The sequence below is a fragment of the Streptomyces cavernae genome (genome assembly GCF_004023625.1).
GTDB lineage: Bacteria > Actinomycetota > Actinomycetes > Streptomycetales > Streptomycetaceae > Streptomyces > Streptomyces cavernae.
This window is the reverse complement of record NZ_RPDJ01000001.1, coordinates 230554-256432: the sequence shown is the minus strand read 5'-3', so window position 1 is coordinate 256432 and position 25879 is coordinate 230554. Positions and strand designations below refer to the sequence as shown.

The window sequence follows — 25879 nt, the reverse complement described above, 5'->3', positions numbered from 1 at the left end:
GGCTGAGCCGCCGACGGTCAACGCGCCTGATCGGCGGCCGGGGATCCGACCGTCGAGACGAGACAGATCTACCGACGGATTTCTGGCGCAGGACACTAGGCCGCGACGCCCTGCTCCGCGGCGACGATCCGCAGCGCGAGCGACCTCACCGCCTGCTGGACGGACCGCGGTGGCAGTCCGGCCAGCGGCCCGCCCTCCACCCGCAGTGCGGTGACCAGCATGGTCGTGCTGATGAGGGTGCGGACCGCGAGCGCCTGCGCCGCGTGCCGTGCCTTGGCGGCGCGCGGGCTGCGGGTGGTGCCTTCGGGGAGGTAGTCGTACGCGCGCTGGATGTGCCGCTGCTCGAACTCGTCGCGCAGCACCTTCACGTTCCCGTTGCCGGAGGCCACCTGCACCTGGAACAGCCGGGCCTCGTCGGGGTTCTTCTCCACCCAGTCCCACACCGCGTCGATGACGCGCAGCAGGCCCTTGGCGTCACCGGGCTCGGTGTCCGGCCGGGCCTCCTCCACCACGGCGTTGAGCTGGTCGAAGACCCGGCGCATGGCGAGTTCGAGCAGCTCTTCCTTGCCGTCGAAGTGGTAGTAGACGGCCGTGGGCACCACCTCGGCCTCGTCCGCGATGTCCTGGACGCTGGTCTCGGCGAAGCCCTTACGGCCGAAGACGCGCACAGCGGCACCGATGATGTGCTGTCGCCGCGAGGGGCGGTGGGCCGGCTGCTTGCCGTTCTGCGTGGTGGCCATTCCTGCTCCCCTTGCGGCTGCGGTGGCCGGTACCGGTGCTCCGGTGCCGGTGCGTCCCGTGTACTGACCATGCTATCGAGTAACTCCCCGGGGTAACCGCCATAACTCCTGCTGCAGCTGTGGCTCTCGGGGCCGGAGTCTTGGGCATACTTGACATCATGACGACTTCCGGAACCCGCGCCGCTCACCGCCCGTCACGCCGTCAGTGGGTGATCGAGGCGGCAACCGAGCTGTTCGCGACCCAGCCCCCGGACGAGGTGACGGTGGCCGACATCGCCGCGCGGGCCGAGATGACGTCGGCGGCGGTGTACTACCACTTCTCCTCCAAGGACCAGGTGCTGGTGGAGGGCATGCGGGTGTTCGCCGCCGCACTGCGCGAGGAGTTGGCGTCGCTCACCGAGGCGCACGCCGCGGGCGTGAGCATCGGCGCGGAGGTCACCGCACTGCTCACCTGGCTGAGTGAGCACCGGTCGGCCGCCGCGGTCTTCTTCGTCTCCTCGGCGGGGATGAGCCAGGAGGCGGAGTCCCTGCGCCACGAGATCCGCGCGCAGCTCCTCGAGGAGCTCGTCCGGCTGGTGCGCAAGGCCCGGGAGCCGATCACCGACGCGGAGGCGGCGGTGATCGGTCTGGGCGTGCTCGCGCTGCTGGAGAACGCGGCGATCTCACAGATCCGGGGCGACGATGTCTACCGTGCGCTGGGGCACCGGTCGTTCACCAAGGAGGTCGGCGAACTCGCCGACCGGATCGTCGGGGAGACGGACGGCGCTCCGCGGCAGCACCAGGACGCTTAGGTCACCGTGGCCCACGGTCCACCCCTGAGTCGACTGTGGGCCACGGTCCGCCCCTGAGTCGACCGTGGGCCACCGTCCACCCCTGGGTCGTTCGTACGGTCACACCAGGAGCCGCAGCGGCCTGCGCAGCAGGGTCTCCACCGTGCGCAGGTACTCCGCCGCGGGAGCACCGTCGACGGCGCGGTGGTCGAAGGTAAGGCTCAGGGTGAGGACCTGTGTCCTTCGCGGCCGGTCGTCCACCCACTCGACGCCGTCCTTGAGCCTGCCCACTCCGAGGATGGCCACGTTGCCCGGGTTGATCACCGGAGTGAAGAAGTCGACGCCGTAGCCGCCCAGCGAGGTGACGGTGAACGTGGACCCTTCGAGCTGTGCCGGGGAGATCCGTCCGATGCGGGCGTTCTCGGCCAATTCCTTTGTCCTGCGGGCCAGTTCGGTGAGCGGCAGGGCGGCGGTGTCCTCGATCACGGGGACCAGCAGGCCGTTGGGCACCGCGACCGCGAAACCGACGTTGACGTCCTGGTGGAGGTGGATGCCGTCCTCGTGGACCGCCGCGTTGAGCAGCGGGTGTTCCCGCAGGGCCAGTGCGGCGGCTTTCATCAGGAAGTCGTTGAGGCTGGGCACAGGCAGGCCGCTGTCGGTCCACTCCTCCTTGAGCTGGGCCCTGAGAGCCACGACGGCGTCCATCCGCACCTCGTAGCCGTGCGTGAGCTGCGCCATCTCCTGGAGGCTGGCGTGCATCCGGCGGGCGATGGCGCCCCTCATCCCGGTGAACGGGACGACGTCACCCGGGCGGGGTGCGGTGGCCTGGCGGCCCGCGGCCGGGGTGGGCGCCGGTGCCGGTGCGGGGGCGGGGATCGGTGCCGGAGTGGCGGCGTCGAGGTCGGCCCTGCGGATCCGGCCGCCCGCGCCCGTGCCCCGTACGTGCGCCAGGTCGATGCCCCGTTCCTTCGCCAGGCGGCGCACCAGTGGGGACACGGGGATGATCGGGTCACCGAGTGGTTCGGCGGGCACCGGTGCCGTCGACGAGGCGGCCGCGGCGAGCAGGTACTCCTCCACGTCCTCGGAGACGATCCGGCCACCGGGCCCACTGCCGCGTACGGCGGTCAGGTCGACTCCGGCCTCGCGCGCCACCCTGCGGGCGTTGGGCGAGGACAGGAGCCGGCCACCGGCGCCGGTCCGGGCCGGGGATCCGTTGGCGGACGGCGCGGCGGCGCCGTTGGCGGAGAGGGACACCGCGCCGTTGACGGCGAAGGCCGTCGCGCCGTCAGCCGATGGGGCCGCGTCCGTGCCGAGGGAGCCGGACCCCGCGGGCATCGGCGTACTTCCCGGGCCCGGCGGCTGCTCGCCTTCGGCGAGCAGCCAGCCGATGAGCGTTCCGGCGGGGACGGTGGTCCCGGCCGGGACGACGGGGTGGAACACTCCCCCGGCCTCCGCCTCGACGTCGACGTCGACCTTGTCGGTGGCCAGCCGCAGCAGCACGTCGCCCTCGCGGACGGCGGCGCCGGTCGGCACCAGCCATTCGTCGATCGTGCCCTCCTGCATGGTCAGGCCGATCTTCGGGAGCAGGACCTCGACCGCCACGTCGGTCACGACCTTTCGAGGAGTCGGCGGCAGCCCTGCGCGATACGGGCCGCGTCGGGGACGTACGCCTTCTCCAGGACCGGGGAGAACGGCACCGGTGAGAACGGCGCGCCGATCCGCAGGACCGGGGCGTCCAGGTAGTCGAAGGCGGCGTCCTGGATCTGGGCCGCGATCTCCGCACCGAGCCCGCCGAAGGTGACGGCCTCGTGCACCACGAGGACACGATTGGTGCGGCGGACGGAGGCGATGACGGTCTCGGTGTCCAGGGGCTGCACGGTCCGAGGGTCTATGACCTCGATCTCGACACCCTCGGCGGCGAGTTCGGCGGCCGCCGTCAGGGCCTCGCCCACCATGCGGCCGAGGGCGACGACGGTGACGTCCGAGCCCTGCCGCGCGGTGTGCGCCTGCCCCAAGGGGATGCCGTAGATCTGCTCCGGCACCTCGCTCTTGCTGCCCAGCAGGACCTTGTTGAGCATGACGACGACCGGGTTGTCGTCGCGGATCGCCGAGACGGTCAGGCCCTTGGCGGTGTAGGCGTCGCACGGCATCACGACCTTCAGGCCGGGCACGTGGGCGAGCCAGGCCTCCAGGCTCTGGCTGTGCTGGGCGGCGGCGCCGAGCCCCGCTCCGGAGGCGGTGGTGATGGTGAGCGGCACCGACACGGCGCCGCCGAACATGTACTTCATCTTGGCGGCCTGGTTGACGATCTGGTCCAGGCAGACGCCGATGAAGTCCATGAACATCAGGTCGACGACGGGGCGCAGGCCCCGGGCGGCGGCGCCCACGCCGAGGCCGACGAGGGCGGCCTCCGAGATCGGGGTGTCGACCATGCGCCGGGGACCGAACTCCTCCAGCAGACCTTCGAACATGCGGAAGACACCGCCGTACCCGGCGACGTCCTCCCCGGCTACGAAGACACTGTCGTCCTCGCGCATGACCTGTCCCAGGCCCTCGTTGAAGGCCTTGACGTAGGTGAGGGTGCGGGCCGTGCCATCGGGGGCGGGGGCCGGTGCTTCGGTGATGGTGGTCATGGCGGTCACCCCGAGTAGACGTTGAGCAGCAGGTCGGCGGTGTCGGGCAGGGGGCTGGCCTCGGCGTGCGCGATGGCCTCGGCGATCTCGTCGCGAGTGCGCCGCTCGATGTCGTCCAGTTCCGCCCCGGTGGCGGTGCCGTCGGCGAGGGCACGGTCCCGCAGCAGGTCGATCGGGTCGCGTGCCTTCCACGTGTCGACCTCCTCCTGCGAGCGGTAGGGGTGACGCAGTCCCTTGACGCCCTGGTGGTCGTAGTAGCGGTAGGTCTTGGCCTCGATGAACATGGGGCCCTCGCCGGCGCGGGCGCGTGCCACGGCCTCGGTGGCGGCGCGGTGGACGGCGACCGCGTCCATGCCGTCGACGATCACACTGGGCATGCCGTAGGCCGCGGCACGGTCGGCGACGTCGGTGAGGAGCATGTGCTTCGACTGCGGGGTGAACTCGGCGTAGCCGTTGTTCTCGCAGATGAAGAGCACCGGCAGGCGCAGTACGGCGGCCATGTTGGCGGCCTCGTGGAAGGAGCCGATATTGGTGGCGCCGTCGCCGAAGAAGGTGACGGCGACGCCGTCCTCGCTCTTGTAGCGGGCGGCGAAGGCGGCGCCGACGGCAATCGGGATGCCGGCGCCGACGATGCCGTTGGCGCCGAGCATGCCGAGGGTGACGTCGTTGATGTGCATGCTGCCGCCGCGTCCCAGACAGGCGCCGGTGACGCGCCCGTACAGCTCCGCGTACATCTCCTTGAAGCCCACACCCTTGGCCACCGCGTGCCCGTGGCCCCGGTGGGTGGAGGTGATCTGGTCGTCGTCCCGCAGGGCCGCCATCACTCCGGCGGCCACGGCTTCCTGGCCGACGTACAGGTGCAGGAAGCCGGGGAGTTTGCCGGCCTCCATGAGTTTCCCCGCCTCGGTCTCGAACAGCCGGATACGCACCATGCGTTCGTACAGGTCCTTGACGACCTGCGGGGATATCGGGTGCGCGGCCGTATTGGCCGGCTTGTCTTGCGTCATCGTCCACCCCTTCGCCCGAGGGAGGCGTGCCGAGCAATCGGACTTACTAGTGCTGGTCTACAGTAACCAGTGCGAGGCAGCTTACTGAACAGGTTCTCTAATTACTACGCCTGGGGCCGGGGACGTCCCCCCGCCCGTCCACCACCTCCAGCGCGTTGCCCTCCGGATCCGCCCAGAAGCTGATCCGCCGGCCCCGGGCCAGGACGACGACCGGGTCCGACAGGGGCCGCGCACCCGCCGCCGCCAGTGCCGCCACCGCCGGACCGATGTCGTCCAGCAGGAAGGTGAGATACGCCAGGCCCTGCCGGCCGGTCAGCGGCAGGGCCGAAGGCGGGGCCGTCGGGGCCGGCTGAGGAAGGATCAGCTTGACGCGCCCGCCGCACGGCACCTGCAACCAGACGACCGACAGCTCGCCGCCCAGTCCGGCCGGACCGGCGATGGACGCCGGGATGCGCGAGCGGTGCACCGCGACACAGCCGAGCGCCTCCCGGTAGAAGCGCTCCATCCGCTTCAGATCGCGTACGACGACACCGGCCTCGAACGGCCCGGTCATGTGCCACGGACTCCCGGACACCGGGTCGGCCCCGCCTTCGCGCACCCAGCTCACCACCCCTCGCCACAGGTCCGGCCGCCACGCCCGAAGACTGGAGCCGGTCCAAAGAAAGATCGAGGCACGCCAGGACCCCGTCCCATCGGTAAGCCGAGGTGACCTGCGGCGCCTCGAGCGGCAACTTCAGCAGTTTCTATTGACAGACAACACTAAGTCCTGTTGTCGTTTGCGTCACAGCCCAGCTGTCGTATCCGCAGCCCTTCATCGGCTCGCGGCTGGGAGGATTGTGAGGACATCGTGGTCCAGATCAGTTCGCCGGAGATCCGGGATCAGGACGCCGAGCGCCGGCCACCTGCGGCCCCCGAGTACTCCTCGTGGATCAGTCAGGACCGGTCGACCGACGCCGCATCCGTGACGATGCGGCGGGAGGCCGTCGAACTCGTCGAGCGCGTGCTGGCGCACTACCGCGACAACACGACCCACGAGGCCGACGGCCAGTGGACCGAACCCGTCGCCAACTACCTCGACGCCGACCGCTGGCGGCGGGAGATGGACGCCGTCCACCGGAGCGTTCCGCTGCCGCTCGCCATGTCGTGCGAGCTGCCCGGGCCGAACACCTACAAGGCACTGGACGTGCTCGGTGTTCCGGTGCTGATCACCCGTGACCGGCAGGGCGCCGTACACGCGATGATCAACGCCTGCCGGCACCGCGGCGCGAAGATCGTCGAACCGGGGTGCGGGGTGTCGAGGCGGCTCACCTGCCCCTACCACTCCTGGTCGTACGACCTCGCCGGAGAGCTGCGGGGCGTGTACGCCGAGAAGACCTTCGGGGATGTGCCGCGCGAGGGCCGCTCTCTGGTCAGGCTCCCGGCCGGGGAGCGCGCGGGCATCGTGTTCGTCACCCTTGATCCGGCGGCCGAGCCCGACCTGGACGACTGGCTGGGCGACCTTCAGCCGCTGCTGGAGGGTCTGCGGCTGGCGGAGTGCCACCACTACTCCACCAGCGAGCTGACCAGTCCCAACTGGAAGGTCACCCTCGACGGGTACCTGGAGACGTACCACTTCGCCTCGCTGCATCCGAAGACGGTGTTCGAGACGAACCTCTCCAACATGATGGCCCACGACACCTGGGGCCCCCACCAGCGCATCGCACCGGCCCTGCGTCCCATCGCGCAGGCGGCCGAACTGCCCCCGGAACAGCGCGACCCCGGTGACTGTGTCGGCCCCATCTACTGGCTCTTCCCCGGTCTGGCGATCGCCGGCGGGTGGCGCCAGAAGATCGCTGTCTCCCTGGTGCTTCCCCGGACGGCCACCGAGTCGGTGACCCAGCAGATCATCCTGCTTCGGGAACCGGCGGTCACCGAGGAGGAACGCCAGGCCGCCGACCGGTTCGGCGAGTGGTTCCACGAGGTGGTCCGTGACGAGGACTACGCGACCACCTACGGAGTCCAGCAGGGCCTCGCGGCCCTGAACGGGACGGATTTCGTCTTCGGACGCAACGAGCCCGGACTCCAGCACTTCCACCGCACCATCCACAAGTACCTGGACAGAGCCGCCGGCGCCGCCAGGTGACGAACCAACAACACTCGCGGGAGAACACCATGGTGGCTACGGGCAGCCTCGACGGACGCGTCGCGGTGATCACGGGCAGCACGCGCAGCATCGGCCGCGCCATCGCCGAGGCCTTCCTGGCCGACGGCGCGACGGTCGTCATCAGCGGCCGCTCGGAGGTCAAGGGCAAGCAGGCCCTGGAGGAGATCGGCGCCGGTGACCGGGCCGTCTTCCACCCCTGTGACGCCAACAGCCAGGAGGACATCGAGGGCCTCGCCGACTTCGCCGCCGAGCGGTTCGGACGGCTGGACATCTGGGTCAACAACGTGGGCGGCACCTCGGGCTTCGCCCCGATCCACGAGCTCAGCGACGAGGCCTGGCACGACGCGCTCAAGCTGAACCTCAACGCCTACTTCTACGGCACCCGCCGTGCCCTGCCGAAGATGCTGGCGGGCGGCTGGGGCCGGATCATCAACATCTCCTCCGTCGAGGGCAAGCAGGCCAACAAGCCCGCGATCAGCCACTACATCACCAACAAGCACGCGATCCACGGTCTGACCAAGGCGACCGCCTTCGAGTACGGCACCCAGGGCATCACCTGCAACGCCATCTGCCCCGGCGCCGTCGACACCGACCTGATGCGGGCCGCGGGACCGGCCGCCGCCGAGGCGGAAGGCATCTCCTACGAGGTGTGGCTGAACCGGTTCGCCGAGCACGCCGCCACCAAGCAGATCACCACCGTGGAGCAGATCGCCGCGGTCGCCTCGCTGCTCGCGAGCGACGCCGGCGCCGGCATCACCGGCACGCTGATCAGCGTCGACGGCGGAACGGCGCAGTGGTAGGCGCGGCAAGCACCGGCACGGACGGCGGGAGACCTCGGTCATGAAGAGCTGGATCACGGACTGGCAGCGCAGTGAGCGGCTGCCGCACTACACCCGCGCCAACGCGGGCGAGACCCTGCCGGAGCCGGCCAGCCCGCTGGGCTGGACGCTGGTGTGGGGGCCCGGGCTGCGCGGCTGGCGCAAGGGCTTCGTCGGCTTCGGCATCTACCGCGAGGAGGAGGTGGCCGGTCCCCGCCCGCCGTTCGTCGGGATGTTCGGCGGCTACTTCTACCTCAACCTGTCCCACATGCGGCTGTTCGGCATCCGCATGGGACAGACCGCGGACCAGATCGACGCGGCCTTCGTCGGCCAGCGCTCCGACACACCGGTGTACGTGGCGCACCCGGAGGACCAGGACGAGGAGCTGACGGCCAAGGCGGGTGCGACGCTCCAGCGGATGCTCGGCCAGACCACGTTCCCCGAGGCCGACGCCGACCGGGAACGGCTGCGCCGGCTGCGCCGCGAGCGGCCCGACCTGACGTCGCTGTCCGAGGCGGACGTGGTGGCGTACGCCCGCTCGCTGCTGGGCGAGGTGGAGACCACCTACCAGCGGCACGTGGAGTCCTCGCTGCCGGCGTCCGTGGGCCCGGCGATCCTCGGCCCGCTGTGTGCGAGCGTGGACCGGCCGGGGGCCATGCTGGACCTCATCGGCGGTCTGGGGGACGTCGATTCGGCCTCGCCCTCGACCGGACTGTGGGCACTGTCCCGTCAGGTGGTGGCCTCGGCTGAGCTGACGGCCCTGTTCGACCGCGGTCCGGCCGCGGTGGAGCAGGCGCTCGACGGCGCGACCGGCGATGTGAAGGCGTTCCGTGACTCCTTCGAGGAGTTCCTGGCCGCCTCCGGCGACCGCGGCCCCAACGAATGGGACATCCACGCGCTGTCCTGGGAGGCGGCCCCGGTCCAGGCGCTGGCGCTGGTCGACCGGATCCGGCACAGCTCCGACGACGACTCCCCCGCCGAGCGGCACCGCAGGCTGACGGAGCGGCGCGCGGAGGTCGCGGCCGAGATCCGGGCCGCGCTCCCGGAGGAGACGCAGCCGATGTTCGACGCGGGGATGCACGCCTCCCAGGTGTGGATCCCGGCCCGGGAGCGGACCAAGGCGAACTGTGTGACCGTCGTCAACGAGATCCGGATGGCGATACGGGAGCTCGGTCGCCGCGGGGTCGAGGCGGGGCTCTACACCGCGCCCGAGGACGTGATGATGCTGCTGGACACCGAGCTCGACGACTATGTCGCCGATCCGGGCCGCTTCGGCCCCGTCATCGCCCAGCGCCTCGGCGAGTACGCCGAACTCGGTGAGCTGGAGCCGCCGTTCTTCGTCGCGGCGGACTCCCAGACCGAGATCGACGGGTGGCCGCGGCGCAGTGAGGAGGGGCTCCCGGCCGCCACCGAGGGTGAGGTGCTCACGGGTGTCGGCGGCAGCCACGGCACCTACACGGGCCGGGTGCGGGTCGTCACCGATCCGGCCTCGTGTGAGGCGCTCGAGCCGGGCGAGGTGCTGGTGGCGCCTCTCACGGACGCGGCCTGGACCCCGTTGTTCCTGGTCGCCGGGGCGGCCGTGGTGGACGTGGGCGCCCTCAACAGCCACGCCGTCGTGGTCTGCCGCGAGCTGGGCATCCCGGCCGTCATCTCCGTGGAAGGCGGTACCGGGCGGTTGCGGGACGGCATGGTGATCACGGTCGACGGCGACCGGGGCACAGTCACCGTGGACAGCGTTCCTGCGATACTCGGCGTCTGAACCGCCGCGGGCCCGCCGCTCACCCTGACAGGGGCGGCGGGCCCGTCGGCTTGAGCATCCAACGGAAGGGAACCACCGTGGCCGGCCAGATCATCGTCTCGGGCTGGATGGACTACGAGCCCGTGGACCGCGACACGATGCTGGGCTATCTCATCGAACTGGGCCGCCGCACCCGCGAGGCGGAGCCGGGCTGCCTGGACTACGCGATGACCGCGGACCCCGCCGACGCGGGTCGCATCCGCGTGTACGAGCGGTGGGCTTCGCAGCGGGCGCTGGACGAGCACTTCACCACGGCGCACATCAAGGAGTTCCGCGGCGCGGTGTCCGGGCTCGTCCGGGTGGGAGTCAGCCTTCAGGCGCACACCGTGGCCGAGTCCCGCGACATGCGCTGAGACGCAGAGCTGCGGACAAAGGGGGAGCCCGAGCCGGGCTCCCCCTTTGTCCGCAGCTCTCAGCCCCCGGCCGGGGCGGGACCGTCCAGCCTCACCAGCATCTTGCCGACGTTCCCGCCGGCCAGCAGGGACAGCAGCGCCCCCGGGGCGTTCTCCAGGCCGTCCACCACCGTCTCGCGCGCGGTCACCTCGCCGGAGCGGAGCCAGCCGGAGACCCGGCGTTCGAACTCCGGGCGCAGGTCGTCGTGGTCGCGGACGATGAAGCCGCGCAGGGTGAGCCGTTTGAGGACCGCCTGGATCAACTGGTTGATGTCGGCGGAGTGCCGGTCGTCGCCGAACTGGGACATCATGCCGCACAGGGCGACGCGGCCGTTCGGGCGCAACGCGTGGAGGGCCGCGGCGAGTTGGCGGCCGCCGACGTTGTCGAAGTAGACGTCGAGGCCGTCGGGTGCCAGTCGGGCCAGTGCCTCGCGGACGGGTTCGGCCCGGTAGTCCGCGGCGGCGTCGTAGCCGAACTCCTTCACCAGCAGGGCGCACTTGTCCGGTCCGCCGGCGGTTCCGATGACGCGCCGGGCGCCCAGCAACCGGGCGAACTGCCCGGCGGCGGTACCCACCGCGCCCGCCGCCGCGGACACCAGGACGGTGTCGCCCGGGCGCAGTTCCGCGATCCGGGTGAGGCCCACGTAGGCGGTGAACCCGGTCTGTCCGAGGAGCCCCAACCATGTGGGAAGCGGGGCGAGTTGCGGGTCTATGCGGCCCGCGCCGTCGGTGTCCGCGGCGTCCAGGACGGCCCGGTCGCGCCAGCCGAGCTGGTGGCGTACGAAGGTGCCGGGCGGCACGGAGGTGCAGCGGCTCTCCTCCACGACGGCGAGTGCCCGGCCGTCGAGCGGGGAGCCGGGGGTGAAGTTGTGGGTGTAGTGCTTCTCGGTGCGCTCCAGCCGTCCACGCATGGACGGGTCGACGCTCATGTAGAGGTTGCGCACGAGGAGTTGCCCCTCGCCGAGGGGCGCGAGGGGCCGCTCCTCGACGGCGAAGTCGTCCGGGGACGGTTCCCCGTGGGGGCGGCGTACCAGGCAGACGGCGCGGGTGGTGCGGGGTGTCACGACCCTCACTCTCCGGCCGGCGGCGGGGTGGTGCGGCGCTGGGCCAGGCGGCCCACCCAGCCGGCCATCTGCAGGTCGGCGTGGCGCAGTTCGCCGGACTGCCAGCGAGCCTGGAAGTCGAAGATGCCCTGTGCCCCGGTCTTCGGGTCGGTCACCTCGACCAGGCCGTCCTCGGTCAGCCGGTAGACATGCCCGGTGAGCGGGTGGGTGACTTGTTTGGGCATGGGGCTCACTCCTGCACTTGCTCAGGGATGCGGCGGCGTACGCCGCGCTTGGTCACGGTGACCGGGCCCTCGACCCGGAGCCGGCAGGCGAGCCGGGTCAGGCCGTCCACCGGTTTGCGCAGGGACTCGATGCCCTCACGCTCCAGCGGGCCCACGGGGGAACAGTTCTCGGCACCCTCGTCGACCTCCACGAAGCAGGTGCGGCAGGTGCCCTTGCCGCCGCAGACGGTGGGCCAGCGGTAGCCGAGCCGCTGGGCGGCGCTGAACAGGTCCTCGCCGTCGAGCACGTCGAGTTCGACGCCGGAGGGCCTGACCGCCACGCGGTGGGTCACTTGTTCATCCACTGGTCGAGGGTGTGGTTGAAGTGCCGGATCCGGCTCTCCTGGTAGTTGGACAGGGTGATGCCGGGCTTGCGCATGGTCTTCAGGCCCTGCTGGACGTGCGGCAGGTTCTCGCAGTCCTGGTCGAAGACCGGTCCCAGCAGGCCGAGTTCGGGGATGTCCGCGAAGAGCAGGTCGTCGGGGACCCAGCGGATCTTCGCCGGGGGCGGTGTCCCGCCGGACTTGGGCGGGGACGACATGAAGAGGATCTCGGCGATGCAGGAGTCCGGGTCGAGGCCGTTGGGCCGGAACCGGTAGATGATGTTGGACTTCGCGCCGCCCCAGGGGTTGAAGTTGGGGAACAGCAGGTAGTTGATGGCGTCCAGCAGCTCGCTGTCGGAGGTGGCCGAGAAGTCCTGGTCCGAGCTGTTCGCGAGTTGCTCGCGCATCCGGTCCGCGAGGACCTGGCGGGCGGTGCCGCCGGGCGGGATCGCGGGGAGCTCGCCGCCGTCGGGCAGGGCGAGGTCGCGGCCCTGCGTGGCCGCGTAGAAGGAGCGCGAGTAGTAGAACGTCTCCAGGACGTCCTCCTCGGTGACCGAGTCCGCCACATGGGGACTGGGCGCTCCCTGGATGTTGATCATCCGGTTCCAGTTGGGCTGGCCTGCGGTGACGTCGTACTGGGAGTTGGCGTCGGCGAGCCAGGGCAGCATCTGCGGGTGCGTGGCGATCACATGGAAGGACTCGATGAACGCGTCCTGCGCGACCTTCCAGTTGCACGGCAGCACCTTGGCGATGTGCAGCGACTTGTAGCGGTTCTCCAGCGGCCAGATGTAGTAGTCGTCGAAGGTGCCGCGGTAGCTGTCGAAGGACTCGGCGTACGGGTCCATGTTGATGAACACGAAGCCCCGCCAGGTCGCCACCTTCGCCTCGGGCAGCGCGAACTTCTCCGGGGTGACATGGGGGAAGTCCCAGGCACAGGGCGGGGTCTGCATCGTCCCGTCGAGGTTCCAGGCGAAGCCGTGGAAGGGGCAGCGGAACTCGGCGACGTTGCCGCCGCCGGTGCGCAGCTTGCGGCCCCGGTGCAGACAGGCGTTGACGAATGCGCGGATCTCGTCGGGCGCGGTGCGCACGATGATCAGTGAGTCGTCGCCGATCTCGTAGATCTCGTGGTCGCCGACCTCGGGTATCTCGCTCTCCAGGCAGGCGAACTGCCATACGCGACGCCACACCTGGCGCATCTCACGCTCGGCCCATTCCCGGGAGACGAAGCGGGCGATGTCGACGTCCTCGCTGCCGAGGTGGTCGTTGTGGTCGTACCTCAGCGCGGCGGGAACCGGCCGGCTGTCCCGGTCGAGGTAGTCCTGGACGCTGGGCCCCGGACACCGCGCCGTGCCTGACTCCGACGGATCGGCCATCATCCCTCCTCCAATAGAAACTTTAGAGTGAGTGTAGTTATCGCTCCCAGCCGGGAGCAACACTCACGACGACCATCGGACGGCGAGACCCCGACGTTTCCGAAGAAACCGAGGCGGTCGGCCCTGAATTTCCTCTGCCATACCCCTCGCCAAGCCTGTCTGGGCGTGTCACACTCCCACCCACTTGAGGCTGTAGTGCCTCATAAGTTTCTCGGCTCTGGTGCGGAGTCTGTCCGCCCCGGCCACAGCGCCGCTCGGTCACCCGAGGGGCCCGCGCCGTACCCCACGCCGGCGATTTGACGCAGCCCTGTCGATCTCAGTCGTGCCGTCCCGGCCCGGGCGGCACAGGATCCGCCTGGACTTCGGCCGACCGCCGCGGACGCGGGAGCGACGCGCGGCCGCGGCAGCACAGGCACCACACCACGGGAGTACTCAACGATGAGTTCCACACCCGGTCGCGCGGCCCCCCGCGCCCTCACCGCGATCGTCTCCGTCAGTGCCCTGCTCGCCCTGGCGGCGTGCGGGTCCGAATCCACTCCGGCCGCCGACGCCGACCGGGCGGCGGCGAAAGACTCCCCCGGCCTGGCCGCGGCCCGGGCGGCACTGGAGAAGTTCTCCAAGCGCCCCGACCGGATCCCCGTCGACAAGCCGGTGGGCAAGAAGATCCCCCGGGGCAAGGAGATCGACTTCATTCTCTGCGGCGTCCAGTCCTGCAAGGACCTCGCCGACTTCTTCACCGAGGCCGCGAAGGAACTGGGCTGGAAGGTGAAGCAGATCCCCACCCAGGGCACTCCGGAGTCCGTCCAGGCCGCCTACGAGCAGGCCGTGCGCGACCAGCCGGACGCCGTCATCGCCTCCGGGTTCCCGCGCGCCGTGTACGCCAAGCAGTTGGCCAAGCTGAAAGCGGCGGACATCCCCGTCATCCAGTCCAACGCCGACGATGTGGTGGGCGACGGCATCGACCTGCTGAAGAACGGGCCGAAGGACGTGGGCATCCAGGGCGAGATGATCGCCTCGTGGCTGGTGTCGGACGCCATCGGGAAGGCCGACACCGTGTACTTCGATCTGCCGGCGTACACGATCCTGAAGCCCGTCAAGGACACCTTCGCGGACAAGTACAAGGAATGGTGCGACGGCTGTCCGCTGGACACCGTCGACGTGCCGATCACCGCCGTCGGCAAGGACATGCCCGACCGCGTGGTGTCCTACCTGAGGTCACATCCGAAGGTGACCCATGTCGTCTTCTCCCTCGGGCTGCTGAACGTGGGCGTCCCGGCCGCGCTGAAGACCGCCGGCATCAACGGCAAGCACATCCTCGTCAACGTCGGTGACGCGCAGAACTACCAGTACATAGCGAGCGGCCTCACCGAGGGTGCGATGTCGCTGAACTCCCACGAGCTCGCGTGGATCCAGGCCGACGCGCTGGCCCGCCACTTCACCGGCCAGTCGATGGCGGTGGACCAGGAGGCAGTGCTGCCCAACATGCTGGTCACCAGGGACAACCTGCCGTCCGTGGACGGCGACTTCCCGATCGTCGAGGACTACCAGGCGCAGTTCAAGGCGCTGTGGGGGCTGAGCTGAACCGGCTCGGGGCCGCCGCCGGCACCACGCCGGCGGCGGCCCGCCGACGCCGCCCCCGCCGCGGAAGGGACTGCCAGGGAAGGGATGGAGGAAGCGGTGAACGCTGACACGTCGGCGTGGGCGCGCCCCTCCGGGGGCGCGGCGGACGACGCCACGGACGCGTCGGACCGGCCCGTGCTGCGGGTGACCGGGCTGTCGAAGAGGTTCGGCGGAACCCAGGCGCTCAAGGACGTGGACCTGGAGATCGCCCACGGCGAGATCCACGCGCTGATCGGCCCCAACGGGTCGGGCAAGTCCACCCTGATCAAGATCCTCGCCGGGTACCACGACGCCGAGCCGGGCGCGCTAGCCGAACTGGACGGTGAGCGGTTCGACCTCCACCATGTCACGGCCTCCCGGCACGACCGGCTGCGTTTCGTGCACCAGGAGCTGGGGCTGGTGGGCGAGTTGAGCGCCACGGACAATCTCGCGCTCAGCCGCGGCTTCGCCCGTACGGCCTTCGGCAACATCCGCTGGCCGGAGATGGAGCGGCGCACGGCGGCACTGGTGGAGCGGTTCGGCCTCGGCATCGACGTGCGCCGGCCGCTGTCCCTGGCCTCGCCCGTCCAGCGCGCGGTGGTGGCCATCGCCGCCGCGCTGCAGGGCTGGGAGGGCCGGCGCGGTGTCCTGGTGCTCGACGAGCCCACCGCGGTCCTGCCGCCCGGTGAGGTGGCCCGGCTCTTCGACATCGTGCGGGAGGTCCGCGACGCCGGTGCCAGTGTCCTGTACGTCTCGCACCGGATGGACGAGATCTTCGCTCTCGCCGACCGGGTCACCGTCATCCGCGGCGGGCGCCGGATCGCCACCCGCCCGGTGGCCGCCCTGACACCGCGCTCGCTGGCGGAGCTGATGGCCGGCGAGGAGGTGGAGAGGGGCGAGGGGAGACATCCGGGGACGGCCGGGGGCACCGGCCACCGCCCACGGGCCGCCGTGAGCACCGCCGCCCCCGTACTGGAGGTCCGCGACCTGCGGGCCGGCCCGCTGCGCGGCGTCGGCTTCGACCTCGCCCCGGGCGAGCGGCTCGGCATCACCGGCCTGGTCGGCTCCGGCCACGAGATCGTGCCGTACGCGGTGTGCGGCGCCCACCGCGGCCCGGTACGCGGCACACTGCGGCTGCCGGAGCGCTCCGCGCGGTGGACCGACGCACGCGACGCCGCCCGGCTGGGGCTCCCCCTGGTCCCCGCGGACCGGGCGAGTGAGGGCGTGATCGGCGACTTCTCCGTCGGGGAGAACCTCACCCTGCCTCTCCTCGACCGGCTCCGCGCCCTGGGCGGCCGGCTGCACCGGCGGCGCGAGTCCGCGCTGGCCGAGGAGTGGATCGAGCGGGTCGGGGTGCGCACGGCCGGTCGTCAGCCGGCCGGCGCCCGGATCACCACGCTCAGCGGCGGCAACCAGCAGAAGGTCGTGATGGCCCGCTGCCTGGCCCGGCGGCCGCCGGTGCTGGTGCTGTGCGAACCCACGGCCGGCGTCGACATCGCCACCCGGCTGCAGTTGTACGACCTGATAGCGCGTCAGTCCGAGGAGGGCATGGGCGTCCTCGTCTCCTCGTCGGACACCCAGGACCTGCTCGCCCTGTGCACCCGGGTCCTGGTGGTGCGGGACGGCCGGATCGCACGGGAGATCAAGGGCCGGGACATCACCGAGTCAGCGCTCGTCCACGCCATGGAAGGAACCGAATGAGATGACGTCCACCCCGACCCAGGCCGCGCGGCACCGGCCGGCCAGTACACCGGAGGGGCCCGCCGGGCCCGTCGCGAGGACGACGCGGGTCCGGCGGGCGGTGGCCGCCCTGTCGTTCAGGAACATCGGCGCCGTCTATGTGTGGCTGCTCATCGTCGTGCTCTTCTCCGTGTGGGCGCCGGAGACGTTCCCGACCGTCACGACCGTCAAGCAGGTACTGAACGGCAACGCGGTGGCCGGACTGGTCGCGCTGAGCGTCGTACCGCCACTGGCCGCACGGGTCTTCGATCTCTCGGTCGCCTACACCATGTCGCTCACCAGCGTGCTGACCGCCTGGTTCCTGGTCACCGCCGGTCTCGGCCCCGGCGCCGCGATCGCCCTCGCGATGACGGCCGCGCTGCTGATCGGTGTCGTCAACGGAGTGGTGGTCGTACTGCTGCGGGTCGACTCCTTCATCGCGACCCTGGCCACCGGGGCGCTGATCCAGTCCCTGATCACCATGGTCACCAACGACAGCTCCATCACGGGTGTGAAGCTGCTGGCCAAGCCGTTCGCGAGCATCGCACAGCTCGACGCGGGCGGCATCACCCTGCCGGTGCTGTATCTGCTCCTGGCCGCGGTGGCCATCTGGTTCCTGCTGGAACACACCGCCACCGGGCGCCGGTTGTACGCGACCGGCTTCAACGCGGACGCGGCCCGTCTGCAGGGCGTACGCACCGACCGGCTGCGCTTCTTGACCCTGGTGGCCTCCGCGTTGCTGTCCGGGTTCGCCGGGATCGTCTTCGCCTCCTCGGTGGGTTCCGGATCGCCGACCGCGGGCACCCCCTACCTGCTGTCCGCCTACGCGGCGGCTTTCGTCGGGGCGACCCAGTTGCGGGCGGGCCGTTTCAACGCCTGGGGCACGGTGCTCGCGGTGCTGCTGCTCGGCACGGGAATCACCGGGCTCGGGCTCGCCACCAGCGCGCCGTGGGCGGCGAGCCTGTTCACCGGCTCGGTCCTCATCGTCGCGTTGGTCCTCACGGGCGGACGGATCGCGCTGCCCGCTCTGCTGCGCCGCCGGAAGGCGTCGCCGGACACCGACGGGGCCGCCGGCCCCGCGCCAACGACCGAGAAGGGGATCGGACGATGAAGGCGGTTCAGTACCGGACGGTGGGCGGCCCGCCCGAGGTCGTTGAGGTTCCGACGCCCGAACCGGGCCCGGGGCAGGTGTTGTTGAAGGTCACGGCCGCCGGGCTGTGCCATTCCGACCTCGCGGTCATGAGCTGGCCCGAGGAGGTCTTCCCCTATCCGCTGCCGCTGGCGCTGGGACACGAAGGGGTCGGCACCGTGGCGGCGCTCGGCAGCGGCGCCACGGGGGTCGCGGTGGGCGACGAGGTGGCGGTGTACGGCCCGTGGGGGTGCGGGCGCTGCCGCAAGTGCGCCGCGGGGACGGAGAACTACTGCCCGCACGCCGCCGGGCTCGGCATCCTGCCGCCCGGTCTCGGCTCGCCCGGTGCCCTGGCGGAGTACATGGTGGTGGACTCGCCCCGCCACCTGGTGCCGCTGAACGGGCTGGACCCGGTGCAGGCGGCTCCGCTCACCGACGCCGGACTGACGCCGTATCACGCCGTCAAGAAGTCCCTGCCCAAGCTGGTGCCGGGCAGTACGGCGGTGGTGATCGGTGTCGGCGGCCTGGGCCACCTGGCGGTGCAGTTGCTGCGCGCGCTCACTCCTGCCCGGGTGGTCGCTCTCGATGTGAGCAAGGAGAAGCTGGAGCTGGCGAGTTCCGTGGGCGCCCACGAGACGCTGCTCTCCGACGACGGGGCGGCGGACGCGATACGGGAGCTCACCGGCGGCAACGGGGCGGAGGTGGTGCTGGACTTCGTGGCGGTTCCGGCGACGCTGGCGGTGGCCTCGGCGTCGGTGGCTTCGGACGGTGATGTGACCGTCGTCGGAATCGGGGGCGGCACGCTGGCGGTCGGCTTCGGGGGTGGTCTGCCGTTCGGCGTGTCGGCCTCGGCCCCGTACTGGGGAAGCCGTGTGGAGCTGGTCGAGGTCGTCGAGCTCGCGCGGCAGGGGTTGGTCGTCTCCCACGTGGAGACGTTCTCCCTCGACGAGGCTCCCCTTGCTTACGAGCGGTTGCACGCCGGGGAGATCGGGGGGCGGGCTGTGGTGCTGCCGCACGGGTGAGTGGGCCTGCCGGCGGGGCGGGGGTGGGTTTTGTTCGCCCCCTCCGCCCTTACCCGTCCCGTACCTGGGGGCTGCCGCCCCCGGACTCCCGCTATCGGCCTCGCGGCCTCGTCCTCAAACGCCGGACGGGCTGAGCCTTCCGCCCCGGTCAGGCGGAAGGCTCAGCCCCTCCGCCCTTACCGGGGCGCTGCCCCGGACCCCGCTCCTCAGACGCCGGAGGGCTGGAAGCTCGCGCCTGACCGGGCGAAGGCTTCCAGCCCGTCCGGCTTTTGAGGACGAGGCCGTTCAGGCCGATAGCGGGGTCCGGGGGCGGCAGCCCCCCGGGAAGGGACGGGTAGGGGCGGCGGGGGCGAAGAACCCGCCCCCCGCCGCTCAACGGACCGCCGCCTCCCCCGCGGGGGCGCGTACGCCCACCACCCGTGCCACACACCGCCGAAGCACCGTCAGGAACTCCGGCGTCTCCCAAGGGCCCGGGTCCACCCGCCCGGTGTCGGCCACGCCCAGGTCCTGCATGTCGTAGCGCCCGCGGCAATGGCCGAGGGTGAAGTAGCACACCTCGCCCAGCCCATGCCGCTTCAGGTACAGCACCGGCCGGGGAGCGTCGTCGAGGGCCGCCGTGTCGCCCTCGGCGAAGCCCCGGCACGGGCCGGTGTAGTCGGCGTGCAGCAGCACCTCCAGCTCACCGTGCAGCTCGCACACGTACAGCTCGTCGGTGACCGTGAACGGCGGGACCCCCGCGACCAGCGGGTGGTCGGGCCGGGTGACCCGTACCTCGTACGGCTCGATGGGCGGGTGGGCCAGGAACTGGCTGCCGAGCACCTCCGCCAGGTCACCGAGGAGCCGCGGGGTGCTGAACACCTTCGGTGCGCCGCGGGCCGGTGCCTCGATCACCGAGTTGGTGCCGTGCAGGGCCAGCCAGCGCCCGCCGCGGCGGGTGAACCGGGAAAGGGCGGCCCGCTGCGCCGGGCGGGGCCGGACGTCGCAGGTGTAGGTGATGAGCAGATCGGCCCGGTCCAGCGCGGCCAGGCAGTCGTAGTCCTGGTGGACCGTGGTGCGCACCTGCGGATGCTCGCCGAGCAGCTCCAGCAGCCGCAGCCGCGCGTAGTCGAAGTCGTGCCACTTGCCGCCGCAGACCAGTACGGCGTCCAGGCGGCCCGCGGGGCCCGCCATCGCTCAGTACTGGACGCGGGTCAGCAGCCCGCCGTCCACCACGAGGTTGACGCCGACGCAGAACGAGCCGGTGCGCCCGAGCAGGAACGCCACCGCCGCCGCCACGTCCTCCGGGGTGCCGTATCGGCCGATCGGCAGTTTGCCGAGGACTTCCTCGTACACCTCGGGGCGTCCGGTGCGGATCGCCTCCCAGGCGCCGCCCGGGAAGTCGATGGGGCCGGGCGAGACGGTGTTGACGCGGATGCCCTTGGGGGCGAGGGCGTGGGCGAGGGCCGAGGCGTGCTGGACCACGGCGGCCTTGAGGGCGGAGTAGGAGTTGGCGCCGGCCGGGCGGGCGGTGTCGGAGGCGTTGGTCGTGCCGATGGCGACGACGGCGGCGCGCTCGGAGCGCTCGAGGTGCGGCAGGGCGGCCTCGACCAGACCGACGAACGGCAGCAGATCGCCGCGCAGGCTCGCCTCCCACGACTCGGGGCCCTTGAGGTTGCCCGCCGAGACGTTGGACACCAGCAGGTCCAGGCCGCCGAGTTCACCTGCCGAACGCTCCACGAAGCCCGCGAGCTCGGCCGGGTCGGTGACGTCAACCGGTTCGGCGAACACCGTCGCCCCTTCGGCGCGCAGTTCGGCGGCGGCCTTGGCGAGGGCCTCCTCGCCCCGGGCGCACAGCGCCAGCGCACAGCCCTCGGCGGCCAGTGTCCCGGCGATCGCCCGTCCGATGCCCCGGCTGGCGCCGGTCACCAGCGCCTTCGCGCCTGACAGTCCCAGATCCATGATTCGCTCCTGAATGTCTTGTCGTCAGCTACCGGGTAGTTCGGAGAACGGGACGCGGTCCGTGCGCGGCTCGCCGGGCAGTCCCAGTACGCGCTCGCCGATCAGGTTCCGCTGGATCTGGTCGGTGCCGCCGGCGAGCCGGTAGCCCGGTGCGCCCAGCAGGTGCTGGGTCCAGGCGAAGGTGTCGGGCTCTCCCGTGTCGGCGCTGATCCGCGCGCCCATCAGTTCGGCCGCCGTCTGCCCGGTGCGGGTGAGCAGGTCGGAGGCCATGAGTTTGGTCAGCGACGCCTCCGGTCCGGGCCGGCCGCCGCCGGCGCTCGCCCGGGCGACCCGGTCCACGGTGGCCGCGCGCAGTGCGGATCGTACGTACAGGTCGGCGAGGCGCTGGCGGACCAGTGGGTCCTGGGTGCGGCCGAGGGAGCGGGCGAGGGCGAGTACATCGTCGAAGTTGCCGCCCTTGCGCCGGTTGCCGGTGCCCGAGGCGGTGCGTTCGAAGGCGAGGGTGGCGGTGGCGACTTCCCAGCCCTGCCCGGGGCGTCCGACGCGCAGCCGGTCGGGGACACGTACTCCGCTGAGGAAGACCTCGTTGAAGGAGGCGCCGCCGCTCATCTGGCGGATGGGGCGCACCTCCACGCCGGGCGCGTCCATCGGGACCAGGAAGGCGGTGATGCCGGCCTGTTTGACGACGTCCGGGTCGGTGCGGGCGAGCAGCAGACCGTAGTCGGCGAACTGGGCTCCCGAGGTCCACACCTTCTGCCCGTCGATCACCCAGTCTCCCCCGCCCGCGGCTTCGCTCGAGCGGGAGGTGTCCCCGTCGTCCTGGCGGGCGCGGGTGCGCAGGGCGGCGAGGTCGGAGCCGGCACCGGGTTCGCTGAAGAGCTGGCAGGCCAGCAGGTCCGTACGCAGGAACGCGCGAGCGTACTCGGAACGCTGCTCCGCCGTCCCGAACAGGGACACCGCCATCGCCACCAGCCGCACGGTGACGCTGATCAGCTCGGTCGACGGCGGCACCTCGAACGCCGACTCCTCCTGGGCGAAGGCCGCGGCATGAGCGGCGCTCAGGCCCGCGCCGCCCTTGTCCTTCGGCAGGGTCAGCGCCTGGTAGCCGGCGTCGAAGCGGGCCCTCTGGTAGGCGCGGCAGCGTTCCAGCAGCAGCCGTTCATCGTCCTCGGGGAGGTTGTGGAACACGGCCAGATCGGCGTGCGCCCTCACTTCGTCGGTGGGCTCCGGCGCGCCGGCCGGTTCCAGGACGCCGGCCAGCCACTGCCGGACCTGTGTGCGCCAGGCCTCCACATCCGGCCGGGGCGGCTGGGACATGGCTCCTCCTCGGGTCACCTGCTCCGGGTACTTACCAGATGGCGGATTGAGTAACGGTCCGCCGAAAAGGCGTGCATGTCCGTCGAAGCACACGTGCGCGCCTTGGGCTCGCCTCAGAGTGTTCCGCACTTTCTTGATAAACGCTACAGTCCTGCCATTGGGGCCAGACCGAGGAGCCGTCGGAGGAGCCATGTCCCTGCCACCACTCGAACGTCGCGCCCACGAGACACCCGACGAGCCCGCCCTGGTGGACGACCGGGGTGTGCTGTCGTGGTCCGAGCTCGCCGACCAGGTTGCACGGGCCTCGGCACGGCTGCTGGAGCTCGCGCCCGGTCCCGGCGACCGGGTCGCCGTCCTCGGCGACAACGCGATACCCACCCTGGTGGCCCATCTGGCCGGGCTGTACGCCGGAGTAGGCACGGTTGCCTCGGCGCGGCAGCTGACGGTGGGTGAACTCGTCGACCAGATCGTCGACGCGGGCGTGACCGGGGTCGTCGCCGGCCCCGTGGGCGCGGGCGTCGCCGTGGAAGCGGGCCGCGAGCTGGGCCTGCCGGTCGTGACGCACGGCACCGAGCCGGCCGGACACGCCTTCGACTGGGACCTCTGGCTGGCGGCGGCGCACCCCGACACGGCCGCCGGGCCCGTCCCCGCGGGCCGGCCGGCCCGGCCGCCCCTCGTCTACACGTCGGGCACCACCGGACGGGCACGCGGCACCGAGGTGCGCTGGGTGAGCACCCCGGTCACCGACAGCGCCGCGTACCTGACCGCACTCGCCGCCCGGCCCGGCTTCCCGCCCGGTCCGCATCTGGTGTGCGGCCCGCTGCAGCACAACGGTCCGCTGACCTCGCTGCGGCACCTGGCCGCCGGCCAACAGGTGGTGGTGCTCGGCAAGTTCGACGCGGAGGCGTTCCTGCGCCGCGTCGAGGAGTGGCGGGTCACCTCCACCGTGATGGTGCCCACCCACTTCCAGCGGCTGCTCGCCCTGCCGGAAGAGGTACGGAACCGGTACGACGTCTCCAGCCTGCTCCAGGTCTCCCACACCGGCTCCGCCTGCCCGCCCGAGGTGAAGCGCGCCATGATCGAGTGGTTCGGTCCGGTGCTCACCGAGTCGTACGGCGCGAGCGAGGCGGGCACGGTGGCCCGGATCAGCAGCACCGAGTGGCTGGCGCACCCGGGCTCGGTCGGGCGCGCACAGCCCCCGTTCGAGGTCCTGGTGACCGGCGACGACGGTGACCCGCTGCCGCCCGGCGAACTCGGCCTGCTGGCGTTCCGGGCGCCGGAGGACCGCGGTGTGCGCTACCACGCCGATCCGGAGAAGACGAAGGCCGCCTATCTGACCCCGGGCGTCTTCACCCTCGGCGACATCGGCTATGTCGACCGGGACGGCTACATCTTCATCACCGACCGGGCCGCCGACGTAGTGGTCTCCGGCGGGGTCAACCTGTACCCGGCCGAGAGCGAGGCGGTGCTGCGCGAGCATCCCGGGGTCGCCGAGGTCGCGGTCATCGGAGTACCGGACGCGGACTTCGGCGAGTCGCTGCGGGCGCTGGTGGTGGCCGCCGCGGACGAGCCCTCGGCCGAGGAACTGGACCGGTTCTGCCGCGAGCGGCTGGCCGCCTACAAGTGCCCCAGGGCATACGAGTTCGTACCGGAACTGGTGCGCAACGCCATGGGCAAGCTCGACAAACGCGCGATGCGCCGCCCCTATTGGCACTCCGAGCGGACGATCGCAGGCTGAGCGAAGGCGAAGCCCACCACCGAGGCCCCCCGACACGCCGACAGCCCGGCGCGCGGCTCCCGCCCGACACACCGACCCGCCCCCTCGTACGAAGGATCACCATGACCGAACTGCTCCTCATCCGGCACGGCCTCCCCCGGGCGGGTGTGTTCGACCCCGGGCTGTCGCCAGAGGGCACCGCACAGGCGGAGCGCCTCGCCGCCTGGCTCGTGCACGAGGACCTCGACGCCCTGTACACCAGCCCGTTCCAACGGGCCCGCGAGACGGCGGCGCCCCTGGAGCGGCTCACCGGCCTCACCGCCACCGTGCTGGACGACCTGCGCGAGTGGGACACCGACGTCTCGCACCCCTACACCCCGCCGGAGCAGATCCGGGCGGACGACCCGAGATCGGTGGCGATGGCCGAGGGGCGGTACGAGGACTTCGTGCCGGACCTGGACTGGGACGACTTCCGGGCCCGCGCTGCCCGGGCCATGGACACCATCCTGGACGCCCACCCCGGCGGGCGGGTCGCGGCCGTGTGCCACGGTGGCATCACCAACACCTATCTGGCGACGGTGCTTGGCCTGGCGCAGATGTTCTGGTTCCACCCCGGCTACACCTCGGTCAGCCGGGTGCGGCGGATGCCCGGCGGGCGGATCGTCCTGCACTCCGTGAACGAGACCGCCCACATGGTCGCCGAGCGCGGCGCGGAACCCGCGGAAGCCGCGAACGCCACCCAGGCCGCAGAAACCACCGCCACCGCGGACACCGTCGACGCGGTCGCCTGACCCGCCGACTCGCACTCGCCCTCGCCCTCGCCCTCGCCACCCAGGAGGTCCCCGGCATGCCCGGATCCGTCATCGTCGCCGGCGCCAGAACGCCCATCGGCAAGCTGTTGGGCGCCCTGAGCACGGTGTCCGCCGTCGACCTCGGCGCGCACGCCATCGGCGCCGCGCTGGCCGCCGTGGAACTGGACCCGGCCACCGTGGAGGCGGTCGTCATGGGCCAGGTGGTGCAGGCCGGGGCAGGTCCCAACCCGGCGCGGCAGGCCGCCGTCCGGGCCGGCATCCCGTTCTCCGTCCCGGCGAGCACCGTCAACAAGCTCTGCCCGTCCGGTCTGCACGCCATCGCCCTGGCCGACCTCATGATCGCCTCCGGGCGCCACGAGGTCGTCGTCGCCGGCGGCATGGAGTCCATGTCGGGTGCCCCGCATCTGCTGCGCGGAGCCCGGGACGGCTGGAAGTACGGCGCGGCTCCCGCCGAGGACGCCCTCGACCGTGACGCGCTCGTCTGCGCCTTCGACGGCGTCTCCATGGGCGCGGCCACCGAGCGGTACCAGCAGCCGTACGCCCTGACCCGCGAGGAGCAGGACGAGTACAGCGCGCTGTCCCACCAACGGGCCCACCGCGCCCGGGAGTCGGGCGCGACGGCCGCGGAGATCGCCCCGGTCACGGTGGCCGGACGCCGGGGGGAAGTGGTGGTGGACAGTGACGAGGGCATCCGGCCGGACAGCACCGCCGAGGGCCTGGGGCGGTTGAGGCCCGCCTTCTCCGGCACCGGAACCATCACCGCGGGCAACTCCTCGCAACTGTCCGACGGCGCGGCGGCCGTGGTGGTGATGAGTGCGGAGCGGGCCCGCCGGGAGGGGCTCACGCCGCTCGCGGAGATCGGCGCCTACGGCACCGTCGCGGGTCCCGACCCCTCGCTGCTCGTCCAGCCGGCGGGCGCGGTCCGCGACGCGCTGTCCCGGGACGGCCGGCTGAAGACCGCCGACGTCGACCTGTTCGAGATCAACGAGGCGTTCGCCGGGGTCGCGCTGGCTTCCGCCCGGGAGCTGGACCTGCCCCTGGACAAGGTGAACGTCAACGGCGGCGCGATCGCCCTGGGACACCCGGTAGGGATGACCGGGGCCCGTCTGGTGGTGACACTCGTGGCCGAACTGCGGCGCCGCGGCGGCGGTACCGGGGCGGCCGCCCTGTGCGGGGGCGGGGGCCAGGGCGACGCGCTGCTGCTGCACGTGCCGCCGCCGGCCTGACCCCACGCCGCCACTCCCCCGTTCCGCCCCGCCGTTATGTGCACCGAAGCCCCCGGACCGAGACCGAGTTGACCGC

The 25879-nt window shown here is 71.6% G+C and carries 24 protein-coding genes; 12 read left to right on the top strand and 12 right to left on the bottom strand.

From position 1 onward, the window contains the following. Positions 1-95: 95 nt before the first annotated feature. Positions 96-740, bottom strand: coding sequence for a TetR/AcrR family transcriptional regulator (locus tag EF387_RS11080; protein ID WP_128376352.1), 645 nt, complete (start codon positions 738-740; stop codon positions 96-98). A gap of 158 nt (positions 741-898) precedes the next feature. Between EF387_RS11080 and EF387_RS11075 the strand changes: the two genes are divergently transcribed. Continuing rightward, complete coding sequence (locus tag EF387_RS11075; RefSeq protein WP_128376351.1) at positions 899-1531, top strand: TetR/AcrR family transcriptional regulator; 633 nt, start codon at positions 899-901, stop codon at positions 1529-1531. Between the two features lie 99 nt (positions 1532-1630). On the opposite strand, the gene EF387_RS11070 is transcribed toward EF387_RS11075, so the two are convergent. The 4 genes from EF387_RS11070 to EF387_RS11055 all read right to left on the bottom strand — a co-directional run bounded on the left by EF387_RS11070 (position 1631) and on the right by EF387_RS11055 (position 5703). After that, a complete protein-coding gene (locus EF387_RS11070; RefSeq protein WP_238431441.1) occupies positions 1631-3121 on the bottom strand; it encodes a 2-oxo acid dehydrogenase subunit E2 in 1491 nt (496 codons plus the stop codon). Then, complete coding sequence (locus EF387_RS11065) at positions 3118-4143, bottom strand: alpha-ketoacid dehydrogenase subunit beta (protein ID WP_128376350.1); 1026 nt, start codon at positions 4141-4143, stop codon at positions 3118-3120. The genes EF387_RS11070 and EF387_RS11065 overlap by 4 nt, the downstream gene beginning before the upstream one ends. A gap of 5 nt (positions 4144-4148) precedes the next feature. Then, entirely contained in the window at positions 4149-5150 is a 1002-nt protein-coding gene (locus EF387_RS11060) for a thiamine pyrophosphate-dependent dehydrogenase E1 component subunit alpha (protein ID WP_128376349.1), read from the bottom strand. Positions 5151-5247: 97 nt separating this feature from the next. After that, complete coding sequence (locus EF387_RS11055; protein ID WP_128376348.1) at positions 5248-5703, bottom strand: VOC family protein; 456 nt, start codon at positions 5701-5703, stop codon at positions 5248-5250. Positions 5704-5997: 294 nt separating this feature from the next. On the opposite strand from EF387_RS11055, the gene EF387_RS11050 reads away from it, so the two are divergent. The 4 genes from EF387_RS11050 (at position 5998) to EF387_RS11035 (ending at position 10262) form a co-directional block, all read left to right on the top strand. Beyond that, positions 5998-7272 (top strand): aromatic ring-hydroxylating oxygenase subunit alpha, encoded by a 1275-nt coding sequence (locus EF387_RS11050; RefSeq protein ID WP_128376347.1) that lies wholly within the window; start codon positions 5998-6000, stop codon positions 7270-7272. Positions 7273-7301: 29 nt separating this feature from the next. After that, positions 7302-8093, top strand: a complete 792-nt coding sequence (locus EF387_RS11045; protein ID WP_128376346.1) for an SDR family NAD(P)-dependent oxidoreductase — start codon at positions 7302-7304, stop codon at positions 8091-8093. A 40-nt stretch (positions 8094-8133) separates the two neighbouring features. Beyond that, positions 8134-9870 carry a PEP-utilizing enzyme gene (locus EF387_RS11040; protein ID WP_128376345.1) on the top strand — a complete coding sequence of 579 codons (1737 nt, stop codon included), beginning with the start codon at positions 8134-8136 and terminating at the stop codon, positions 9868-9870. A 77-nt stretch (positions 9871-9947) separates the two neighbouring features. Then, complete coding sequence (locus tag EF387_RS11035; protein ID WP_202918199.1) at positions 9948-10262, top strand: putative quinol monooxygenase; 315 nt, start codon at positions 9948-9950, stop codon at positions 10260-10262. A 59-nt stretch (positions 10263-10321) separates the two neighbouring features. Here the strand turns inward: EF387_RS11035 and EF387_RS11030 are convergent, their stop codons facing one another. From EF387_RS11030 to EF387_RS11015, 4 genes are read right to left on the bottom strand one after another with little or no spacing between them, the layout of a single operon-like run. Next, positions 10322-11365, bottom strand: a complete 1044-nt coding sequence (locus tag EF387_RS11030; protein ID WP_238431440.1) for an NADP-dependent oxidoreductase — start codon at positions 11363-11365, stop codon at positions 10322-10324. A gap of 5 nt (positions 11366-11370) precedes the next feature. Next, entirely contained in the window at positions 11371-11589 is a 219-nt protein-coding gene (locus tag EF387_RS11025) for a transposase (RefSeq protein WP_128376343.1), read from the bottom strand. 5 nt (positions 11590-11594) lie between these two features. Then, positions 11595-11933, bottom strand: coding sequence for a 2Fe-2S iron-sulfur cluster-binding protein (locus EF387_RS11020; RefSeq protein ID WP_238431439.1), 339 nt, complete (start codon positions 11931-11933; stop codon positions 11595-11597). Beyond that, entirely contained in the window at positions 11918-13324 is a 1407-nt protein-coding gene (locus EF387_RS11015; protein WP_238431438.1) for an aromatic ring-hydroxylating oxygenase subunit alpha, read from the bottom strand. The genes EF387_RS11020 and EF387_RS11015 overlap by 16 nt, the downstream gene beginning before the upstream one ends. Positions 13325-13762: 438 nt before the next feature. Here EF387_RS11015 and EF387_RS11010 point away from each other — a divergent pair, with 438 nt between their 5' ends. From EF387_RS11010 to EF387_RS10995, 4 genes are all read left to right on the top strand, one after another. Then, positions 13763-14905, top strand: coding sequence for a sugar ABC transporter substrate-binding protein (locus EF387_RS11010; RefSeq protein ID WP_128376341.1), 1143 nt, complete (start codon positions 13763-13765; stop codon positions 14903-14905). A gap of 96 nt (positions 14906-15001) precedes the next feature. After that, positions 15002-16624, top strand: coding sequence for a sugar ABC transporter ATP-binding protein (locus EF387_RS11005; protein ID WP_162467115.1), 1623 nt, complete (start codon positions 15002-15004; stop codon positions 16622-16624). A 1-nt stretch (position 16625) separates the two neighbouring features. Then, positions 16626-17753, top strand: a complete 1128-nt coding sequence (locus EF387_RS11000; protein ID WP_128376339.1) for an ABC transporter permease — start codon at positions 16626-16628, stop codon at positions 17751-17753. Then, a complete protein-coding gene (locus EF387_RS10995) occupies positions 17750-18793 on the top strand; it encodes an NAD(P)-dependent alcohol dehydrogenase (protein ID WP_128376338.1) in 1044 nt (347 codons plus the stop codon). Before EF387_RS11000 ends, EF387_RS10995 begins: the two co-directional genes overlap by 4 nt. Positions 18794-19165: 372 nt before the next feature. Here EF387_RS10995 and EF387_RS10985 read toward each other — a convergent pair whose 3' ends face one another. Genes EF387_RS10985 through EF387_RS10975 form a run of 3 tightly spaced genes read right to left on the bottom strand, consistent with a single transcriptional unit; the run spans position 19166 to position 22048 of the window. Next, a complete protein-coding gene (locus EF387_RS10985) occupies positions 19166-19963 on the bottom strand; it encodes a ThuA domain-containing protein (protein WP_128376336.1) in 798 nt (265 codons plus the stop codon). 3 nt (positions 19964-19966) lie between these two features. Further along, a complete protein-coding gene (locus EF387_RS10980) occupies positions 19967-20731 on the bottom strand; it encodes an SDR family NAD(P)-dependent oxidoreductase (RefSeq protein WP_128376335.1) in 765 nt (254 codons plus the stop codon). A 24-nt stretch (positions 20732-20755) separates the two neighbouring features. Beyond that, positions 20756-22048, bottom strand: a complete 1293-nt coding sequence (locus tag EF387_RS10975; protein ID WP_128376334.1) for an acyl-CoA dehydrogenase family protein — start codon at positions 22046-22048, stop codon at positions 20756-20758. Between the two features lie 190 nt (positions 22049-22238). Between EF387_RS10975 and EF387_RS10970 the strand changes: the two genes are divergently transcribed. The 3 genes from EF387_RS10970 (at position 22239) to EF387_RS10960 (ending at position 25803) form a co-directional block, all read left to right on the top strand. After that, a complete protein-coding gene (locus EF387_RS10970; RefSeq protein ID WP_128376333.1) occupies positions 22239-23786 on the top strand; it encodes an AMP-binding protein in 1548 nt (515 codons plus the stop codon). Positions 23787-23887: 101 nt separating this feature from the next. Beyond that, complete coding sequence (locus EF387_RS10965) at positions 23888-24556, top strand: histidine phosphatase family protein (RefSeq protein ID WP_128376332.1); 669 nt, start codon at positions 23888-23890, stop codon at positions 24554-24556. A 56-nt stretch (positions 24557-24612) separates the two neighbouring features. Next, positions 24613-25803, top strand: a complete 1191-nt coding sequence (locus EF387_RS10960) for an acetyl-CoA C-acyltransferase (RefSeq protein ID WP_128376331.1) — start codon at positions 24613-24615, stop codon at positions 25801-25803. Positions 25804-25879: the final 76 nt, after the last annotated feature.

Coding starts and splice junctions, on each gene's coding strand:
- EF387_RS11080 (WP_128376352.1), bottom strand. CDS start 740: ATGGCCACCACGCAGAACGGCAAGCAGCCGGCCCACCGCCCCTCGCGG.
- EF387_RS11075 (WP_128376351.1), top strand. CDS start 899: ATGACGACTTCCGGAACCCGCGCCGCTCACCGCCCGTCACGCCGTCAG.
- EF387_RS11065 (WP_128376350.1), bottom strand. CDS start 4,143: ATGACCACCATCACCGAAGCACCGGCCCCCGCCCCCGATGGCACGGCC.
- EF387_RS11060 (WP_128376349.1), bottom strand. CDS start 5,150: ATGACGCAAGACAAGCCGGCCAATACGGCCGCGCACCCGATATCCCCG.
- EF387_RS11055 (WP_128376348.1), bottom strand. CDS start 5,703: ATGACCGGGCCGTTCGAGGCCGGTGTCGTCGTACGCGATCTGAAGCGG.
- EF387_RS11045 (WP_128376346.1), top strand. CDS start 7,302: ATGGTGGCTACGGGCAGCCTCGACGGACGCGTCGCGGTGATCACGGGC.
- EF387_RS11040 (WP_128376345.1), top strand. CDS start 8,134: ATGAAGAGCTGGATCACGGACTGGCAGCGCAGTGAGCGGCTGCCGCAC.
- EF387_RS11025 (WP_128376343.1), bottom strand. CDS start 11,589: ATGCCCAAACAAGTCACCCACCCGCTCACCGGGCATGTCTACCGGCTG.
- EF387_RS11015 (WP_238431438.1), bottom strand. CDS start 13,324: ATGGCCGATCCGTCGGAGTCAGGCACGGCGCGGTGTCCGGGGCCCAGC.
- EF387_RS11010 (WP_128376341.1), top strand. CDS start 13,763: ATGAGTTCCACACCCGGTCGCGCGGCCCCCCGCGCCCTCACCGCGATC.
- EF387_RS11000 (WP_128376339.1), top strand. CDS start 16,626: ATGACGTCCACCCCGACCCAGGCCGCGCGGCACCGGCCGGCCAGTACA.
- EF387_RS10995 (WP_128376338.1), top strand. CDS start 17,750: ATGAAGGCGGTTCAGTACCGGACGGTGGGCGGCCCGCCCGAGGTCGTT.
- EF387_RS10985 (WP_128376336.1), bottom strand. CDS start 19,963: ATGGCGGGCCCCGCGGGCCGCCTGGACGCCGTACTGGTCTGCGGCGGC.
- EF387_RS10980 (WP_128376335.1), bottom strand. CDS start 20,731: ATGGATCTGGGACTGTCAGGCGCGAAGGCGCTGGTGACCGGCGCCAGC.
- EF387_RS10975 (WP_128376334.1), bottom strand. CDS start 22,048: ATGTCCCAGCCGCCCCGGCCGGATGTGGAGGCCTGGCGCACACAGGTC.
- EF387_RS10970 (WP_128376333.1), top strand. CDS start 22,239: ATGTCCCTGCCACCACTCGAACGTCGCGCCCACGAGACACCCGACGAG.
- EF387_RS10965 (WP_128376332.1), top strand. CDS start 23,888: ATGACCGAACTGCTCCTCATCCGGCACGGCCTCCCCCGGGCGGGTGTG.
- EF387_RS10960 (WP_128376331.1), top strand. CDS start 24,613: ATGCCCGGATCCGTCATCGTCGCCGGCGCCAGAACGCCCATCGGCAAG.